The 18792-nt window shown below is 54.0% G+C and carries 14 protein-coding genes and 7 pseudogenes; 14 read left to right on the forward strand and 7 right to left on the reverse strand.

Features of this window, described 5'->3' with window-relative positions:
- Positions 1-19 precede the first annotated feature (19 nt).
- The gene (locus tag BGK68_RS28040) at positions 20-370 is read left to right on the forward strand and encodes a PLP-dependent transferase (protein WP_407645731.1); all 351 of its coding nucleotides are present in this window, start codon (positions 20-22) and stop codon (positions 368-370) included.
- Positions 328-603, forward strand: a pseudogene (locus BGK68_RS28705) (hypothetical protein); the annotation flags it as partial. The gene BGK68_RS28040 and the pseudogene BGK68_RS28705, both read left to right, overlap by 43 nt.
- A gap of 83 nt (positions 604-686) precedes the next feature.
- On the opposite strand, the gene sbnA reads toward BGK68_RS28705, so the two are convergent.
- Both sbnA and BGK68_RS27215 read right to left on the reverse strand, forming a co-directional pair.
- Positions 687-1646, reverse strand: coding sequence for a 2,3-diaminopropionate biosynthesis protein SbnA (gene sbnA, locus BGK68_RS16290; protein ID WP_075259862.1), 960 nt, complete (start codon positions 1644-1646; stop codon positions 687-689).
- Between the two features lie 322 nt (positions 1647-1968).
- A pseudogene (locus BGK68_RS27215) lies at positions 1969-2991 on the reverse strand (IS5 family transposase); the annotation flags it as partial.
- A 190-nt stretch (positions 2992-3181) separates the two neighbouring features.
- On the opposite strand from BGK68_RS27215, the gene BGK68_RS16305 reads away from it, so the two are divergent.
- The gene (locus tag BGK68_RS16305) at positions 3182-4072 is read left to right on the forward strand and encodes a LysR family transcriptional regulator (protein ID WP_075257956.1); all 891 of its coding nucleotides are present in this window, start codon (positions 3182-3184) and stop codon (positions 4070-4072) included.
- Positions 4073-4783: 711 nt separating this feature from the next.
- Here the strand turns inward: BGK68_RS16305 and BGK68_RS27550 are convergent.
- Positions 4784-5122, reverse strand: a complete 339-nt coding sequence (locus BGK68_RS27550) for a hypothetical protein (protein WP_143433083.1) — start codon at positions 5120-5122, stop codon at positions 4784-4786.
- On the opposite strand from BGK68_RS27550, the pseudogene BGK68_RS16310 reads away from it, so the two are divergent.
- The 3 genes and pseudogenes from BGK68_RS16310 to BGK68_RS16330 form a co-directional block, all read left to right on the forward strand.
- Positions 5099-5296 (forward strand): annotated as a pseudogene (locus BGK68_RS16310) (DUF2274 domain-containing protein); the annotation flags it as partial. The gene BGK68_RS27550 and the pseudogene BGK68_RS16310 sit on opposite strands and share 24 nt — an antisense overlap.
- A 296-nt stretch (positions 5297-5592) precedes the next feature.
- A protein-coding gene (locus BGK68_RS16320; protein ID WP_198937215.1) for an IS3 family transposase occupies positions 5593-6728 on the forward strand; the annotation gives its coding sequence in 2 pieces (ribosomal slippage) (positions 5593-5845 and positions 5845-6728; 1137 coding nt in all).
- Positions 6729-6950: 222 nt separating this feature from the next.
- Positions 6951-8080, forward strand: a protein-coding gene (locus BGK68_RS16330) for an IS3 family transposase (protein WP_143433002.1) whose coding sequence is annotated in 2 segments (ribosomal slippage) — positions 6951-7203 and positions 7203-8080 — 1131 coding nt in all. Because the reading frame shifts where the segments join, the coding sequence is not laid out codon by codon here.
- Positions 8081-8497: 417 nt separating this feature from the next.
- On the opposite strand, the pseudogene BGK68_RS16335 reads toward BGK68_RS16330, so the two are convergent.
- Positions 8498-9198, reverse strand: a pseudogene (locus BGK68_RS16335) (IS3 family transposase); the annotation flags it as partial.
- A 653-nt stretch (positions 9199-9851) separates the two neighbouring features.
- Here BGK68_RS16335 and ltrA point away from each other — a divergent pair.
- Together ltrA and BGK68_RS27555 are read left to right on the forward strand one after the other, a co-directional pair.
- Positions 9852-11093 carry a group II intron reverse transcriptase/maturase gene (ltrA, locus tag BGK68_RS16345; protein ID WP_075257957.1) on the forward strand — a complete coding sequence of 414 codons (1242 nt, stop codon included), beginning with the start codon at positions 9852-9854 and terminating at the stop codon, positions 11091-11093.
- 79 nt (positions 11094-11172) lie between these two features.
- A pseudogene (locus tag BGK68_RS27555) lies at positions 11173-11358 on the forward strand (DDE-type integrase/transposase/recombinase); the annotation flags it as partial.
- A gap of 7 nt (positions 11359-11365) precedes the next feature.
- Here BGK68_RS27555 and BGK68_RS16355 read toward each other — a convergent pair.
- The gene (locus BGK68_RS16355) at positions 11366-12742 is read right to left on the reverse strand and encodes an IS30 family transposase (protein ID WP_083657723.1); all 1377 of its coding nucleotides are present in this window, start codon (positions 12740-12742) and stop codon (positions 11366-11368) included.
- Positions 12743-12801: 59 nt separating this feature from the next.
- Between BGK68_RS16355 and BGK68_RS16360 the strand changes: the two are divergent.
- From BGK68_RS16360 to BGK68_RS27855, 4 genes and pseudogenes are all read left to right on the forward strand, one after another.
- A pseudogene (locus BGK68_RS16360) lies at positions 12802-13083 on the forward strand (IS3 family transposase); the annotation flags it as partial.
- A gap of 124 nt (positions 13084-13207) precedes the next feature.
- Complete coding sequence (locus BGK68_RS16365) at positions 13208-14419, forward strand: methyl-accepting chemotaxis protein (protein ID WP_083657831.1); 1212 nt, start codon at positions 13208-13210, stop codon at positions 14417-14419.
- Between the two features lie 47 nt (positions 14420-14466).
- A pseudogene (locus BGK68_RS16370) lies at positions 14467-14781 on the forward strand (transposase).
- The gene (locus BGK68_RS27855) at positions 14778-15482 is read left to right on the forward strand and encodes a DDE-type integrase/transposase/recombinase (protein ID WP_075257959.1); all 705 of its coding nucleotides are present in this window, start codon (positions 14778-14780) and stop codon (positions 15480-15482) included. The pseudogene BGK68_RS16370 and the gene BGK68_RS27855 overlap by 4 nt, the downstream one beginning before the upstream one ends.
- Before the next feature lie 47 nt (positions 15483-15529).
- On the opposite strand, the gene BGK68_RS16380 is transcribed toward BGK68_RS27855, so the two are convergent.
- The gene (locus tag BGK68_RS16380; RefSeq protein WP_075257919.1) at positions 15530-16888 is read right to left on the reverse strand and encodes an ATP-binding protein; all 1359 of its coding nucleotides are present in this window, start codon (positions 16886-16888) and stop codon (positions 15530-15532) included.
- Entirely contained in the window at positions 16885-17547 is a 663-nt protein-coding gene (locus BGK68_RS16385; RefSeq protein WP_075257920.1) for a response regulator, read from the reverse strand. The genes BGK68_RS16380 and BGK68_RS16385 overlap by 4 nt, the downstream gene beginning before the upstream one ends.
- Positions 17548-17710: 163 nt before the next feature.
- On the opposite strand from BGK68_RS16385, the gene BGK68_RS16390 reads away from it, so the two are divergent.
- Complete coding sequence (locus BGK68_RS16390) at positions 17711-18061, forward strand: NirD/YgiW/YdeI family stress tolerance protein (RefSeq protein ID WP_075257921.1); 351 nt, start codon at positions 17711-17713, stop codon at positions 18059-18061.
- A 70-nt stretch (positions 18062-18131) separates the two neighbouring features.
- On the forward strand, positions 18132-18755 hold the full coding sequence (locus BGK68_RS16395; protein ID WP_083657825.1) for a class I SAM-dependent methyltransferase: 624 nt from the start codon (positions 18132-18134) through the stop codon (positions 18753-18755).
- The last annotated feature ends 37 nt before the right edge of the window (positions 18756-18792 follow it).

Here is an 18792-nt window from a genome sequence, read left to right on the forward strand (position 1 = left end):
TGGGTTTGAAAGCCTTTCGGTGCCGACCTATCGTGCATCGACCATCGTCTATGCCGACGGGGAGAGTTTTGCCCGCCGCAAGGAGCGTGGACCGGACGGTTATTCCTATGGTCTCTATGGAGCGCCGACGACACGTACGTTGGAGGCGCAGATCAGCGCGCTGCATCGCGGTGCACGCACGCATCTCGTGCCTTCGGGGCTGGCCGCGGTCACCGTGCCCATGCTCGCCCTGCTAGCGCCGGGCGGCGAAGTGCTGATCCCCGATACCGTCTATGCCCCGGCCATGCAAGTTGGAGCCGGGACTTTCAGGGAGCCAGTGGAGTCTTCAGCATCGTCCTCATACCCGGCACCGAAGAGCGTCTTGATGTAGCCTTGAGCGGGCTTGGCATTTTCGCCATTGGTGCGTCTTGGGGCGGGACGCGCAGCCTGATCGCACCCTTGTCCCTTGATCTGTTGCGCCCCATTGGGGCCACATTGCTATCTCAGGCCGGGCCGATCGTCCGCGTCAGTGTCGGTGTCGGTGTCGGTGTCGAAGATGAGACGGAGATTCAGAGCGATCTTCAAGGGTTCCTGGATGCCCTGCTGCCCGATGGAGGTGAGTAGCCTCCATCTGGGCGGTGCCACTAATTTCCTGGGTTAATGAGCCATCAGACGGTGCTGGATTCGAATACCCCGGCCCCAGGCGATCATTCCAATATGGAGAAATGCGCTTGAACCCAAGCGTCGTTGTACACGGTTGACAGATAGGCGTTTCCCAGGTCGGGAGAAATCAATACGACTGTCGCGTCTCGCAGTTGGTGCTCGGAAGCGTATCGCTCAAAGCCCGCGATCACGCTGCCGGTCGATCCGCCTATCAGTAGTCCCGTTTGCTTGGAAAAGCGCCGGCAAACCGCGCCCCCCTCGCTTTCAGCGACGTGCAGGATCGCGGCGGGCGACGGACTCCCCGAGTCGGCGATAGGGGGTCGCTGGCTCGTACCGATCCCTGGAACGAATCGCTCGCCAGCCTTGTCTCCGAATGTCACCGATCCGGCGGAATCGATGGCTACGATTTTTGTCTCGGGGGCGTGGTGGGAGAAGAAGCTTGTGCATCCGAAAAGCGTTCCCGTTGTGCCGGTGCCCACGAACAAGTAGTCGAGGGCGGGGAATTCCTCATGGATCGCCGTCGCTGTTAATTGGTAGTGGGCCAGGATGTTAGCTTTGTTGGCGTATTGATTCGTCCAGACTAGGCCTGGCGTCTTTTCAACCTTGCGCTTGATGTACTCGATCCGACTTCCCAAGTATCCACCGTTCGCGTCAGGTTCGGTGATTACCGTGACTGCGGCGTTGAAGTACCGCATTAGCGCAAGTTTCGCCTCGAGCGCATTGACATCCACAACGCATTCAAAATGAATGCCGCGAGCGGCGCACAGCATCGCTAAGGCGATGCCAAGGTTTCCTGATGAAGATTCGATGACACCGCTAATCGATTCGCCACTTCGCTTCAATGCCTCGTCAAGTAAATATCTGGCAGTCTTTATTTTGATGGATCCAGCAGGGTTGAATGCTTCAATTTTTAGATAGACACTATTTTGACGTCCACTTAGATATCTGGAAATATCAAAAAACATATGATCGCAAATGAGGTCTTCTAGATTTGAGCCAATCATGGCTATCTCCATATACTGGGATCAATTTTAAGTATTCCATGCTGAAATGCACCACACCTACCATGAACGATGACTTAAGTGAAGTTCATGCCGCCAAGTGACGTTGCTGGCGCTGCCGCAGGTAGATGCGCTCGTCGCGCTGAAACCGAAAGATGAACAGGAACTGCCCTAACAGGCTGCTGAAAATACTCATCGCACTGATCTGCAGACAGGCGTGTGGTGGATTCGGCTTGACCTGTTGATCAAGCAAACTGCTCAGGACCGGCATCCTCTCGCGATGGCGTGGCCTGCCGCCGGTGAGATGCCATGCCGCTTGCCCATGTTGTGGGCAAAGCTGTCCCAGGGTTCGCATGCGCACCAGGTTGTAGGCCGCCATGTTCAACACAAACATCTGGCCCACCTTCTCTAGGCCGCGCACTGGCGCCTGCCGGATCCGTCCCACCACCTTGGCCCAGCCAAAGCCCTGTCAATCAATTTGCGCTGGGAAACGGAAAAACCTCACTGGCCAGCTACCGTATCAGGCACCGCAGAACGCCGTCTCGAGGTGTTCTGCGCCACGTACGCCAGCATCTTGATTGCTTGCAGAGCTTCGATAAACTCCGCCGCGTCGTAGCCCTTGTCCGCACCGACGGTCACGACCGCTCCCGGGTCGGTCGGCATGCCGGGCATCGGCGATCATCGTCTTGGCCGCTTCGCATTCGGCATAGCCATCGACCCGCGTCACTCGCGCATTGTCGATCAGTCCATGCCGGTTGTCGCTCAAGGTGTGCAAGATCTAACGCAGTTCGCTGGCCGTGTTGCCCTTGCGATACAGGCGTGCATCGGGATCGCTCGTGGAGACGTGCGTGTCATTGCTGCGGGACTGTCTCGAAAATCGTCGCCATCACCCATCACCTATCATCATCCTTGCGCCTGAAGTTCTTATGCTCGGGCCAGGTCTGGATCAACGTCCCGTCCACGCTAAAGTGCTCACCCGACAGCCAGCTCCCGCCATCTGCAAGCTCCAATTACCTCGTTGAACAGCGCAATCACCGCATTATGGGCGATCAACCGATCGCGGTTCTTGCTGAATGCCGTCGCGGCACCCACACTGCATCGTCCATCGACAACCCTATGAACCAGCGCAACAACAGGTTGTACTGACAGCTTCTCCGGGGCGATGCTCGGCCGGCCGCCCCGTGATCTGTCGGCATACATCCCGGCAAACAATCCGTCCAGCCGCACCAACGCTTCATTGAACATCACCCAGATTGGGCGCGACGGATGGTCGACCGGCAAGAACGACTCCAGCCTGCGTATTTCACACCAAGCTGGACAGCCGCCTGACCGTGAACAACTGCTCCATGAACACATCACTTCCGCGCGTCGGTGTGATCCATTGGGAATCTGAAGAGTCTACGGCAGAGATTGGTATTTCAGCAGCCTGCTAAGCTATTGGCCTAAAAAGCCTTTGGGGCGCTGTCAGCTTCCACGCGGAACTTGACAGCGGACATTTGTTATTGGATACACACACTCTCTCTGGGAGCAAAGCCCAAATGGAACTGCGACACCTTCGGTGCTTTCTGGTCTTGGCCGAGGAGCTACATTTCACCCGCGCCGCTGAACGGCTGCATATCGAGCAACCTCCGCTTTCGCGAGCCATCAAGGAGCTTGAGGAAGAGATAGGCGTGATCCTCTTCGACCGTGATCGGCGTGGAACTCAGTTGACGCCTGCTGGCGCTGCCTTCTTACACGACGTTCGTAGGCTATTCACGGTTTTGGAGCAGGCACAGGAAAACGTCAAGGCTGTCGCGGCGGGCCTGAGAGGCTGCCTGCGCATCGCCATATCCGATGGTTCGGTCGATTGGCGACTGTCTTCGTTCCTCGCCCATTGCCGCGAGGAAGAGCCCGAAATTGAAGTACGACTATCCGAAGTTCCCCTGGCCGAACAGTTGCGCGGCCTACGATCCGGTGATTTCACAATAGGGTTAGCGCACACGGCCGATGTGGGAGAAGGCATCGTCACCGAACCGATCTGGCAAGATCCGTTGATGATTGCGGTGCCTGCTCGCCACGAGCTGCTTGCCCACAAGGCGATTCCACTTCACAAGCTCAATGGTCATCCCCTGATCTTGTGTGACCCCCAAGTATGCGAAGGGTACTACCGTGAACTGACACGCCTTCTGCGATCACTGGAGCGAGAACCGAACATTGTCGAGCACGCATCCTCTCTGGACATGATGCTCACGCTGGTGGGCGCAGGCTATGGCATAGCATTCACGACGGCCGCCAGAATTGCCACCAGTCAGCGTTCAGGTGTCGTCGCCCGGCCTTTGGCAGTGGATTCGGCCATCATCACAACCTATTTACTTCGCCCAAGCGACAACGCTTTATCGCCGCTGCTTGAACGGTTCATTGCCCGCCTACACTCCCAAGTTAAAGGGTGAAGGGCTCTTCTCAGAACCTGTTCACGATTTTTTTGAGTAGCAGCGCCAGGAATGCCAGGTGGATGAACTGTGAGCTGGTGTTGAGCGTGCATTCGCAGTTCTTCCGCCAGCGTTGACTCTTCTTCAACCGTGGCAACCACGAAAGGGGATTGGGTATGAATTTATCTTAAAGAAGTGCCACAAGTAACAAATCCACTAGACTTTAGTCACTAAAGGGGGAGGTACGGGTGCTGAGCGTCGCTTGCATCTTCCATGCCGCAGCTGCATCGGAAATCGACTCACCAGTCGTCTCTATGTGATTGCTATTGAAGAAGCCTCGTGCACGCCAAGCGGCCTGACCAGACTTGGAAACCCATATCTCCATGACCGTCCCATTAATGGTGACCGTAGCTTTTTGTGATGAAGATCGAGCTTTCATGCTTCCATACCCTCTGGGCGGTTTGTCTCGTCGTGGCTTTTGAAACTAAGGCTCTGGCTGACCGCACACGAGTTTCATGACGGTTGCTAACTTGGGAGTGAGCTGAAGAGCGTAGTGTAACTTATGCAGGCGCCGGCGGCTTAAGAACTGGATTTTCGGAGCAGATAACAAGTTGCTTTGCGCCGCGAGAAACTGCGACATAAAGGTCTTGCGCTGACATTTTCTCTGGTTGAAGCACTACCGCCATATCTGACTCCAGACCTTTCAAGAGCAGAGTCCTGCCAACTGCCCGCTTAGAAATACTGCGGCCCAAGTGACGATTGCGCTCCCGGACCTGTACGCAAGATGCATCGAAGCATCTCGGGGCGGTACACATGGCTGCCGTTCTGGGTGGAAAAGGCTTCAAGAAGCTTAATGGCAACGCCTAGCGTAGGCGAGCTTGTGAATTCAACCGCACATAATTCTGCAGGTGTCGCAGGTGTTTTATTCCTGCCGTTCTGGATTGATAAAATACGTGGATAAAGAATCGAAGGAACAACACCTGTCACCAGCGTTGTTGCGTATTCGACTAGCGTGCTGAGGGCGTTCGGCGACAGTGGATTAAAGCCCTTTCCAAATCTAACAAGGTCCATGCTCAAACCTGTGGCGAAGCGGTCGATGCGGCCAGCTTAATCCCATACATGCTCGAAGCCTTCATGACGGGAGATCGGGCGTTCAGGAAGAGGGACAAGGTCAAGCCTCCAACCAGCCCCCCTTACTTGACGGCTGACCATGAGCACGTGCGCCTGATCCCCTGTACTGGTTGACACCGCGCTACCAGTCCGCTGCATGACACTCTGCCCCGGTTACATCGGGCGCTGCGAGGAGTATGGTTCGGCACCTAAAAACTCGACCTCGGGGTGACAGAGGTTGTGTGTAGCCTCTGATGCGGGAAACGAGATCAATAAAATAATGGCCACCGCTTGCACTTGAGTTGCCGTCATTCATCCAACCGGATGTAATCAGGGGTCACCGCCAATGTGACCCTACCCCAATAAACAGTAGCATTTAAAAGTAGAATTTCCGACGTGATTTTTTCATCATATGAAATGGGAGTCATGTCGTGAAGAAGAGCAAATTTACTGAGCAGCAAATCGCGTTCGCACTGAAACAGAACGAACTCGGCACGCCGGTGGAGGAGGTTTGCAGAAAGCTGGGTATCAGCGATGCGACCTTCTACAACTGGAAGAAGAAATTTGGCGGACTCGGGCCGTCAGAACTACGTCGCCTTCGGCAGCTTGAAGAGGAGAACAACAAGCTTAAAAAACTGGTTGCCGATCTCAGCCTGGATAAGGCGATGCTGCAGGATGTTCTCTCAAAAAAGCTCTGAAGCCTTCGCGCAAGCGGTCTCTGGTTGACGAATTGCGCGATCGTTATTGCGCGAGCATACGTCAAGCTTGTGCGCTGTTCGACATGTCGCTCTCGGTCTACAAGTACCAGGCAAGGAGGCGAGATGCAGCAGGGTTGACAATGCGCATCAAGGAGATTGCTGCCACACGTGTGCACTACGGCTATCGCCGCATACACGTCATGTTGCAGCGAGAAGGCTGGCCAGATAATCATAAGCGTGTCTACCGGCTGTATCAGCAGGAAGGCTTGTCGTTGCGGCTGAAACGCCCCAAGCGCAATAAGTCCGCGCGACTGCGTCAGCCCAAGCATCTTGTTACCGCAATGAACCAGATCTGGAGCATGGACTTTGTTGCTGATGCGCTGTTCGATGGCAGGAAGTTGCGCGCACTGACGGTCGTGGACAACTACACGCGCGAGTGCCTGGCCATTGATATCGGACAGAGCTTAAAGGGGGAAGATGTCGTGAACACCTTAAACCGCATCACGCTGCAGCGAGGCTTGCCCGCGACGATCAAGGTCGACAACGGCAGCGAATTCATTTCAAAGGCGATGGATCGGTGGGCATATGAAAACGGCGTCGAGCTCGACTTCAGTCGACCTGGTACGCCAACGGATAACGCCAAGATCGAGAGCTTCAACGGGCGGTTCCGGCAGCAATGCCTGAACACCCATTGGTTTCTGTCGCTCGAAGACGCCAGCGGCAAAATCGATGCCTGGCGCCAGGACTATAATGAGAGCCGTCCCCACTCTGCATTGCAGTGGGCGACGCCGGCTGAATTCGCCCGCCAGGCAAGGGAAAATGGCCATTGGGCCGGCGTCCAGAAGTCGGAAAATTCTAATAATGGGTGATACTGTTTTTGGGGTACGGTCAGAAGTCGGAAAATTCTAATAATGGGTGATACTGTTTTTGGGGTACGGTCAAAAGCCGGAAATTTCTACTTCTGACCGGTACTAATTCGGGTGTAGCGTCACGTCTATGAACGCACAATGGTGATCTGCATCGACGAAATCGGACCGAACCTGGATTGAGTTTTTCGGCAAACTGTGCCTTAACGGAAAAGGAGGTTTGCCATGAAGAAAAAGCGTTTTTCAGTGGAGCAGATCGTGGCGGTGCTGAAGCAGGCGGAACTAGGAATGCCTGTTGCCGAAGTGATCCGCAACGTGGGTATTTCGGAACAGACGTTTTATCGCTGGAAGAAGCAATACGCCGGCTTGCAGTCGGATCAGGTCCGTGAGTTCAAGCAACTCCAAGAGGAAAACGCAAGGCTCAAAAAGCTGGTTGCGGAGCTGAGTCTGGATAAAGCGATCTTGCAGGATGTCGCTGCAAAAAAATGGCCCGGCCCGCGTTGAAGAATGAAGTAGTGGACTATATCGTCAGTCACTACGGCATTCAGATACGTCGGGCCTGCAGGTTGATGCAACATTTGCGCAGCAACTATTACTACCGCAGCGTCAGGGATCCGCAGTTGGCGCTGCGCCGGCGCATGCATGAAATTGCCGGCACCCGTGTGCGCTACGGTTATCGGCGCATCCATGTATTGTTGGGGCGAGAGGGTTGGCAGTTAGGGCGGCATCAAGCTTATCGGATCTACCGTGAAGAACAATTGCAGTTGCGTTCGAAGTTGCCCAAACGACGCAAGATGGTGGTGACGCGCCAGGCCAAGGTGCAGCCAAAACGCCCCAACGAGGCCTGGAGCATGGACTTTGTGGCCGATCAGCTATCAAACGGGGTGAAGTTCAGAACGTTGACGATCGTTGACGTGTTCAGCAAGGAATCATTGGCCATCGAGGTAGGGCAAAAGCTCAGAGGCGAACATGTGGTCGAGATGCTCAATCGCTTGGTGGCGCAACGCGGTGCACCGAAGTATGTATTTGTAGATAACGGAAGCGAATTCTCTGGGCGCTTGATGGACCTATGGGCTTACCACTACGGCGTGCGTATCGACTTTAGCCGCCTTGGAAAGCCAACCGACAATTGCCATATCGAGACGTTTAACGGATCATTCCGGGATGAATGCCTCAATGTGCATTGGTTCAGCTCCTTGGCAGAGGCCAAGGCGATCATTGAGGATTGGCGCAGGGACTACAATGAGAGCAGGCCTCACTCTGCTCTCAATGACATGACACCACTCGAATTCGCAAGTCGGGTAAGGGATTCAGGTCTGGAGCAAGAAATTTTAACGCCGAAAACTAACTCTTAAAATGGTCCGGCGTTCCGTAGCGGATCAATGGCAGAGAAAGAACTTATCGTCGTGTCCGAAATTACTTGACCACAACAGAGTGCGCCATCAAAGCCTGGGATCAACCTAGATCTAGTATTAGTTTTGACGACCTAACGTCGTCTCTCCCGTTTTTCATGATTTGCGTATGAATCTATCACAGGTCTTTCTGATAGAAGCTGCTTCATCTCTAAAAAGTGCTCCGAAAGTTGAAAGATGGCGTCGCGGGATAGATGGATTTGTATCTTGCTCTGATTTTCGGAGCTTTTAGCTAAACAACTTAGCGTCAATATACCCTTTTCCACAGAAAGAGATAACTTCTCAATAAAGGAAATTTCCAATACGAATGGCAAGTTCTCCATAATATCCTCTAAAAAATGTTGTGATGGACACCATCAATCAAGTCAAATTAATCAATATCGGTGTGATTCCGCCCAAGGCCATATTAGGGCGTTTATGGTTATAGGTCCACATCCAGGCGGTGGCGAATCGCTCACGTGGTCCAGATCATCCCAGTGATACTGAGATAGGCATTCGTAGCGCACTGTTCTGTTGAATCGCTTAACGTAGGCGTTCTGCTGAGGATTTCCAGGCTGAATATAGTGCAGCACAATTCCGGCCTGCAGCGCCCATTCTGTAATGGCTGCACTTAGGTATTCAGGACTGTTATCACAGCGAATCATTGCAGGCTTTCCTCGCCATTCGATGATTTGTTTCAAGCTGCGGATCACGCTCTCCAACGGCAGTGAGAAGTCCACCTCGATACCCAGAGCCTCCCTGTTAAAGTCGTCAATGACGTTGAACACGCGAATGCTGCGGCCATCAGCCAGTTGATCGTGCATTAAGTTCATCGACCAGGTTTCGTTAGCGTCGGCGGGAACACCAGGTGGTTTAGGTTTCTGCCGCACCAAGCGCTTGCGCTGCTTGATACGCAGATTCAATTCCAGCCATCGATAAATCCGATATACCCGCTCGTGATTCCAGGCGAATCCACGCACGTTGCGCAGATACAAGTAACGCAGCCCGAAACCCCAACTCCGATGGTTGTCGGTCAAGCGTCTCAGCCAGTCTGCAATTTCGTTGTTCTCAGCCTTATGCTTGCCTACGTATCAGCGCACGGCACAAGCGCCATCTTATACCGGGGCGGCTTGAGGTGGAGGTGCACTCGATTGCGCCGAATCTGTTGGACCGGCAATTTGAAGCAACTGGGCCGAATCAGAAGTGGGCAGCGGACTTCAGTGTGCCGCAGCAAGCGGCGTAAGAGATGAGGGTATGGCCCCTCGCAATCGGCTTGCAGGAGTGGGTTGCAAACCACCATAAGCGGCGCAGGTCAAAAGTCTGTGTCGTGAGCGTTATGGAAAAGGTGCCACGAGGCATCAGGTATGGATCAAGGAAGACGAACAACCGTGAACTGCCGTTAAAGTGTCGAAAGTACTCAGATGACATCAAAACCGGGGAGTGATGTTGCCCCGCGATTAGTTTGGCCGTTACCTGCTTACGGGCCAAGCGGTGTCCGGCATAGAGGCAGCGTCAGCCTGATTCGGGCTCTTACGTTGAACTGCGGGAACCTTCGGTGGCGATGTAAAGCGAAAGGTACAAGCTCTCAAGGCGAGGCCGATAGTAGCGATGCGCCACCAAGGGACGGAGCAGCTCGTAGTAGTGTTGAAGCCGCTGTAATGGTGGTGGAGCGAAGGGGCTGCGTCATCCCGGCATTGTGTGACGTCAACCGCGAAAGCGGGAGGAGCGTCGCCCAATGACCAAGCCTTACGACATTCCCAAGGCGCTTGTCTGGGAAGCCTATTTGAGTGTGAAAGCAAATGGAGGATCAGCGGGAATAGATCAAGAGTCGATTGGGCAATTCGAGGCAAATCTGAGTAACAACCTGTACAAGCTCTGGAATCGTCTGTGTTCTGGAAGCTACTTTCCGCCGCCGGTGAAAGGCGTGGCTATCTCGAAGAAGTCTGGCGGGATTCGCATGCTGGGTGTACCGACGGTGGCCGACAGGGTGGCGCAAACGGTGGTCAAGCAACTGCTTGAACCAGTCATTGATCCGATCTTCCATGCCAATTCCTATGGTTATCGTCCCGGGCGCTCGGCGCACGATGCGATTGCCATGGTGAGGCGTAGAAGCTGGGAATACGATTGGGTGGTTGAGTTCGATATCAAAGGCTTGTTTGACAACATCGACCACGAACTGCTGATGCGTGCGCTCAGAAAGCACTGCCAGACACCATGGGTCTTGCTATACGTCGATCGTTGGCTGAAAGCGCCAATGCAAATGCCGGACGGCGAGTTGATGGAAAGGACGGGGGGCACCCCGCAAGGTGGTGTCGTCAGTCCTTTGCTGGCCAATCTGTTTCTGCACTATGCGTTCGACAGTTGGATAGGTCGTCACCTTAGTAGTGTGCGGTTCTGCCGCTATGCCGATGACGGCGTTATGCACTGCCGGAGTCTGGCGCAGGCCAAGTTTGCCGTGGAGAAGGTCGGTGAGCGGTTTCGTCAGTGCGGGCTTGAATTGCATCCCAAGAAAACCCGGATCGTGTACTGCAAGGACATCAATCGGCAGGGAGATTTCCATTGTGTGCAATTCACGTTTCTTGGCTATACCTTCCGGCCGCGTAAAGCGGTCGATAAGTATGACCGTGTCTATGTGAATTTCGCACCCGCAGTCAGTCGCGACGCCCTCAAGGCAATGCGACAGACGATACGCGGTTGGCATCTTCAGCTGAAATGTGACAAGAGCCTGGCTGATCTGTCGGCCATGTTCAATCCGATACTCCGTGGCTGGCATCAGTATTATGGTCGATTCTACGAGTCGGCTATGTCTGCCGTGTGGAAGCACCTGAATGACTATCTGACGCGCTGGCTGATGCGCAAGTACAAACGTCTGGCTCGGCATAAAACGCGAGCCCGGCAAGCTCTCGGGCGACTTGCGCTGAAGTTTCCGGACGCCTTCTGGCATTGGAGATTGGGATGTGTACCAAAGGCCGGATGATGGGAGCCGGATGAGTCGAGAGGCTCACGTCCGGTTCTGCGAGGGGCCGCAGGTGAAATTCCTGCGGTCTACTCACCCTTATGTCTGGACTGGTGAAGGCTGGTTGTTCGTCGCAGTCGTCCTGGACCTGTACTCACGACGAGTCGTCGTCTGGTCGATGCAACCGACGATGACGGCGCAACTGGTGATGGATGCCTTACTGATGGCAGTGTTTCGTCGAGGGCAGCCCCGGGCCGTGATACATCATTCCTACCAAGGCTCCCAGGGTAGATTCAACCGGTCGTCGCAACACCAGATTGTTGAACAGATTTTAGATACTCGTCCAGTGCTTCGGCCGGTGTCTTCCAACCAAGCGTTTTTCGAGGTCTGGAGTTGAGTGTATTAGCAACGGCCTGGATCTCGCGAACGCTCCACCGAGACAAGTCGGTACCCTTTGGGAAGTATTGTCGCAAAAGACCGTTCGTATTTTCGTTTGTGCCACGCTGCCATGGACTGTACGGGTCGGCAAAAAATACCTTTACCCCGGATTCGACCGTGAAGCGGGCGTGATCAGATAGTTCTTTGCCACGATCCCAGGTCAATGATTGCCACAAAAGAGCAGGCATGTCAGCCACTGCATTTCTGAGCGCATTAGCCATCGTAACAGCTCCGTAGCCAGCCAGCGCAGGACCATTTTTCGTCCTTGGTATCAATCCGTAGCCTTCCTCGCGCGGTAGGTGGACGAGCATAGTGAATCGGCTTGATCGCTCGACCAGCGTCCCGATTGCAGACCGGTTCAGGCCAATGATCAGATCCCCTTCCCAATGCCCTGGTACGGCACGATCTTGGGCTTCTGCAGGACGGTTAGTGATCATTACATCCTCGCTAACGTGCGCCCAAACTTTGGCTTGTGCTCTAGCCCTCGGCACGCGCAACGCCCGACCAGTGCGCAGACAGCTAACTAGCTCTCGCTTAAGAGCTCCTCGACCCTGGATATAAAGTGCTTGGTAAATGGCTTCGTGAGAGATTCGCATGGACTTGTCATTCGGAAAGTCGATTTGCAGCCGGTTGGAAATCTGCTCAGGCGACCAACCATTGACCCATTTACGGTCACCGCGATGCGGCTTGTTTCTGCCTATGAACGGCGCTTGCCGAGGACCAGAAACGTCACGGCCATCAGCACCGCGAACCTTGCCCTCCAGACGGTCTTGGACGTAATCGTGCAACCGTGGATTAGTTACTAGCTTCGAAGGCTTGGGTCTCTTTGCGACGAGTTCAGTCTTCCACTGCGCCACCGACGCTCGATACTCAAGTCGACCAGCACGAGTTGCAACGTTGCGTTTCAGCTCCCGGGAAACCGTCGACGCGCTGCGCCCAATACGGCGAGCAATCGCTCTTACTCCGATGCCTTGGCACGAAAGAAGTCCGATCTCTTCTCGCTCTGAAAACGACAAGTATCTCCCGGATAACGGGCTTAACATAGAAAGTGGCATACCACCATTGTGACGGAACCAACGCGTCCCTACTGCCGGTGACACACCGACCGCCTCAGCAGCCTTCTCACTCGTAATACCTGTTGCGATTTGCTCCCAGAATCGCCGCTCGGTGTCCCGGCGATGCGACGGCGCACCTGGTGATCGCATCGCCCCTCGCCCCGTCAACTTGTACATCCATCCCACTGGTCGTCCCATAAACACCTCTTTGATTAAAGGTGTTGCGACCACCGATTGAATCTGCCCAGTACACCAGCGAGGACTTCCAGCGTTTGCTTGAGTCTCACGGCATCGTCTGCAGCATGAGCTGTCGTGGTAACTGCTGGGACAATGCCGCCATGGAGAGTTTCTTCTCGACGCTCAAGACTGAGCGCCTAAGCAAAAAGCATTACCGCACAAGAGATGATTTACGTGCTGACGTGTTCGACTACATAGAAAGGTTTTGCAATCCACGTCGGCGCCATTCCACCCTCGGCTATCTCAGCCCAGTACAGTTTGAAAATCTAAAATGCGCCTAGCGGAAGTGTCCGTGACACTGGGGGAAGGCCATGCCTCAGGTATTCTCTGATAACGCTTTATCCCTCTAGCCCTTATCTTGTGCATTGCGCTATTGCACATCTGATAAGGAAATAGGACTAAATTATGAAACTCAACGACTTCAAGATAGGCCTTAGGTTAGGCTTGCTGGCGGCATTGCTATTGGCAGCGACCGCTTTTGTTGGTATTCGCGGATGGCTCACGGTCGACGGAATCTTTGGCCAGGGTCAAGATGCAATGGACAAGGGCGCACTGATTGAACAATCAGTGGATGCGGCCCGCAGTTCTCAGGTGCAATTCAAGATTCAAGTGCAGGAGTGGAAGAACACTTTGCTACGCGGCAAGGACCCGGCTGCGTTCGCCCAGTATCGTCAGGCTTTCATCAATGAAAGCGGCACTACTCAAACCTCCCTTAAAACTCTGGAAAAGTTGATGCCGCAGATCGGCATGGACGCCACGATAGTTCGCAAGGCGCAAGAGGCGCATGCCGAGCTGCTGGCTAAATACCTCGAAGCACTGAAGCAATATGCCCCTGAAGATCCCGCTTCTGTGGCACGGGTAGACGAATTGGTACAAGGCGTGGACCGCCTGCCCACAAAGATGATTGATGACATCGTCGTTGCCGTGTTGGCGCACGGCAAGCAGATGCGCACTACTATTGCAGAGAACAGTCTGATGGATTACCGGCATGCGCGAACGCTGCTGCTGGTATCGATGTTGTTGTCGTTGCTGGGAGGCGCGGTGGTGACATGGTGGTTGGTCCGCAGCATCGTGCGCCCGTTGGGTGAAGCAGTAAGGATTGCACAGACGGTAGCCGCCGGTGACTTGCGCTCCGAGGTGACGGTTTCAGGCAGGGACGAAACTGCACAATTATTGCATGCGCTTAAGGAAATGAATGACAACCTGGCAGGTATCGTGTCCGAGGTGCGACTCGGCACCAGCACCATTACGGTGGGGACGACTGAAATTGCCAACGGCAACCGTGATTTGTCAGAACGTACAGAAGAGCAGGCTAGCTCCCTTGAGGAGACTGCCGCATCGATGGAAGAAATTACCGCCACTGTGCAAAAGAATGCCGATAACGTTCGGCATGCTAATCAGTTAGCGGTTGATGCATCGAGTGTTGCCAGCAAGGGCGGCGAAATGGTCAGTGCGGTGGTGCAGACCATGCAAGCCATTGAACAAAGTTCGCACAAAATCGTAGACATTATCGGCGTTATCGACGGTATAGCCTTTCAGACTAACATTCTGGCACTCAATGCCGCAGTGGAAGCAGCGCGTGCTGGCGAGCAGGGGCGCGGCTTTGCGGTAGTGTAATGACCCGCTGAAAACCTGCTCAGTAGATAATGCTGAAAGGACATCAAATGAGCATGGTCATGGAAGAAGAATTCAAGCGTTGGACGGCCAAGCGTAAAGCGGCGCTGGTAATGGAAATCGTCCAGGGTAAGAAGACGGTGGCGGAAGCCAGCCGGGCGTTCGGTATCCCGCCATCAGAGATTGAAGAATGGGTCGACGAGGGGCGCAAAGGAATGGAGAACGCCTTGCGTGCCAAGCCCCTGGACGTCAAAGAGTAGTACGAGCGACAGCTCAAGGAACTCCAGGAAGCGTACGGCGAAGCCATGCTGGAGTTGCGCGACAGAAAAAAATTGGCGTCCCTGCTGGGCGAGGAAGACAAGTGATCGAGACCATCCGCCAGGGACTCAAGCAAGACGGCTTCGATGTCGCGGTAAGCAAGATTTGCCAATGGTTCGACATTCCACGACGCACGGCCTATTACAGGCCGGTGAAGAGCGCGCGCAAGGTGCAGGAGCGCTTTGCCGAACCGATCAAGAAGATGATTCTTGAAGAGCCGTCCTTCGGCTACCGCACCGTGGCAGCCTTGTTGGACTTCAAAAAAAATACCGTGCAGCGCATCTTCCAACTCAAAGGTTGGCAGGTCAAGAAACGCCCGATTGGCTTTCGGCCAAGGGTAAAGGCTCTGCCGTCGGTGGCTACGGCCCCAGATCAGCGTTGGGCGACAGACCTGTGCCGTATCTGGGCTGGACGCGATGGCTGGGCCGTACTAGCACTGGTGATCGATCGCCATACGCGTGAATTGCTGGGCTGGCATCTGTCGCGCTCAGGGAAACCGAAGACGGCGGAATCGGCATTGGAACAGGCCCTGATCACGCGCTACGGTTCGCTTGGCCATGTTACCGCGCCGTTCTTGCTCCGTTGCGACAATGGCCTCGTCTTCACCAGCCGCAATTACACAGCCTTGGTTCGTAGTTACGGTCTCCAACAAGAGTTTATTACTCCGTATTGCCCGCAGCAGAACGGCATGGTTGAACGCGTGATCCGGAGGCTTCCTGAGGTCGTTTCGGATTTCGATATCGGCTGATATTTTATCTGTGCCACAACTTGCATCTGTCAATGGCCCGCGCTTTTTTAGGGAAGATGGAACGCAACTCTAACTAATAGACCGCGATTTTCTACGCCGTTTCCGATGCTGACGCTAGCCTTATGTTGTTCCGCAATTCGATGCACGATCGACAGGCCAAGGCCGCTGCCGATCATACCCGAGGCGGTGCCGCGGTAGAACCGCTCACCCACGCGCTTTAGCTCAGCGGGTGCGATTCCTGGTCCAGTGTCGCGTACTTGAAGGATTGCAAACGCACCGGAGCGAAATGCACCGACATCAACCCTAGCGTGAGTACCACTATAGCGGACGGCGTTATCGACCAAATTGTTGAGTAATATCCGCAATTCTTCGCTGTTGCCGTTGATTTGGACTGTTTGCGATAGCTCATCGATGCCGAGATCTACAGGAACGGCTTCCGCGATGAGCGAACGTTCGGCCACCACGGCTTTTGCCAGCATATGCAAGTCGACATTGCCGGTGGACATAGTATGACTTTCTGGATCCAGACGGGCTAATGTCAGCAATTGTGACGCCAGGCGTCCAAGCCTTGCAGTTCCATTTTGAATCTGCATCATAATGGCATGGTGTTCCTCGGCGTTGGCCGCTTGGGGTAGCAGCCCGACCTGCAAACTAAGCCCTGTGATCGGGGTACGTAGTTCATGCGCTGCATCGGCGATGAAATTCTTCTGCGTGGTAAACGCCCGTTCTAAACGCACTAGGAGATCGTTGATGGAGGTGACTAAAGGAATGACTTCGCTAGGAATTCCTGCTGTGCTGATAGTCTGAAAATTGTTCGCGTCTCGATGTTCCAGACCACTTGAAACCTGTCGCAAGGGGCGCAAGCCATAACCGATGCCGAACCACAGCAGCAAGGCCACTATGGGCAAGATAGACAGCACCGGCCAGAACAGATGTACTGCTACCTCAGCGATGGCGGTCCAGCGAGCATTTTTGGCTTGGGCAACGCGGATTGCGATGTCGCCGGTGCGACTGACATAAGTCTTCCAGACTACATTGTTGGCCTCTATCTCGTTGAGCCCCGTCTGACCTGGGGCTGGGAGGGTGGCGTCGTCATCTGAACTAAAGCGAAGCTCCCCTCCATGCCAGACTTGCAGCAGTACCCCATCGGCCCGTTGGCCAGAGAGGCGGCCCTTGCGGTCTTTCCCAACCAGATTCAGCTTGCCCTCTTTGTCCACTTGGATATGCCGTCCAATGACTTTCATCTGGTCGTCGAGAAGATCGTTCAAGTCGGACACCGACTTCCACCAGGTGGCCGCACTTGCAAGCATACCCGCCACCAACGTTGCAGGCACCAGCCACAACAGCAATCTACGCCGAAGTGACGACATGTACCACTGACGCATGCTCAATGGAATGGCGTTCATTGATCTACTCCGATCCGATAGCCGACGCCGCGTACATTGCGGATAACGTCAGCTCCAAACTTGCGCCGCAGGTTGTAAACGTGCACCTGAATGGCATTGCTTTCCACCTCTTCGTTCCAGCCGAAAAGGCTTTCTTCCAACTGCTCACGGCTGACCACGGTGCCGGGTTCACGCATCAGAGCTTCGAGGAGTGAAAACTCGCGCGCGGTAATGGAAATTTCCTGTTCAGCTTGCCAACAACGGCGTTGCGCTGTATCGATGCGCAAGACGCCTGCTGTCATAACTGACTGTATGCGTCCGACCTGACGTCGGGTAACCAGTCGGATGCGTGCCAGCAGTTCCTCTAATGCAAAAGGTTTGACGAGGTAATCGTCGGCGCCGCCGTCCAGTCCGGTCACACGATCGGAGACAGCATCACGTGCCGTGATGATGATGACGGGCGTTGCATCTTCAGTATTACGCATCTGCATCAGGATAGACATTCCATCCTGATGCGGCAAGCCTAGATCGAGCAAGAGCAATTCATAAGGGACAGTGCGCCTAGCGAGACTGGCGGCCGCGCCGTCCTGAACCCAGTCGACAGCGTAGCCTTGCCGGCGCAGACCTAGTTGTAAACCGTTCCCAATGATTGGGTCGTCTTCAATCAACAGAATTCGCATCGTCGTTTCTCCCGCTTTGAATTTGGTATTTCAGAACATGATCGTTTCAGATTGACTGAAGAAGTATATTGAAACGATTTTCTTAAGTCAGGCTTCATTTTTGTTTTTCTAGAATGCATTTCATCGGTTTTATTTTTTCAATCCACCTAAAGGAGCAAAAACGATGCGAACCTTGATTCTTGCGAGCTTACTAACATGCGTAGTAATGTCCGCTAACGCACAATATGCCGGTCCTGGCGCAACGCCGTCGGTTATTACGGCCAAGGAATTGAGCGCCAATGCTAAGGATGACCAGCGCGTAGTGATACGCGGCTACCTAATCCAGCAGCTTGGGGACGAAACATACCGTTTCCGCGATGAGACCGGCGAAGTGCTCGTCAAAATCGATAAAAAGCATTGGCCTGCAGGAGTATCGGTCAACGAAAAGACAGTAGTCGAACTCACGGGTAAATATGACAAAGAAATGGTAGGCGACTCCAAGCTTGAGGTGCGTTCGTTCAAGGTATTGCAATAAAAAGTCGATGCGTTCTTCTGGAAGAAATGGCATTAATGCTGTGGTGTTTAATGGATTACGGAGATAGGGTATGCGCTTTCAGCGCAGTTTATTGATGTCATTTTTTCGACAGTGCAAAGATCGCACTCTCGTGTTTGCACAGAACGTTGGACCGCTATTGTTCATACGCGAGCTCTTCTCTAATCCAGCAACAACAGGAGCCCCATGGCCAAGCTCTCGTCAACTTGGCATCAAGATGGCCGCCGCTATGCCAGTGGGAGGATCGGGTCTCATCGTTGAACTTGGGGCTGGAACTGGGGTAGTTACGCAAGCTTTGCTTGATCACGGCGTCGAGCCAGAGCGGCTACTGATCGTAGAGCGTTCACAAGTGCTTTTTGAATATCTACAAAAGCGCTTTCCACAATTGCGCGTCGTGCTCGCGGACGCCGCCGATTGCCGAGATTTTATTCCTGCTAGTATCAAAATTGATGCGATAGTTTCCAGTATCCCACTGCGCTCTCTACCGTTTGAAGATGCTGAGACTATCGTCAGTCAGTGGTGCAAGCTAGCACCACATGGAGCGTGGCTCGTACAGTTCACGTATGCCTTGTGGGGACCATTGCGTCACCTATCATCTCGCTTCGCCTTTCAGGATTCTGCTATCGCTTGGCTTAATTTTCCTCCAGCAAGAGTGGTGTTGTTTAAGATAGGTTAGGGTATGTTCACATTCGAAAAAATGTGTTTTTATCTTG

It is taken from the genome of Herbaspirillum camelliae, assembly GCF_001929405.1.
GTDB classification, from domain to species: domain Bacteria; phylum Pseudomonadota; class Gammaproteobacteria; order Burkholderiales; family Burkholderiaceae_D; genus Herbaspirillum; species Herbaspirillum seropedicae.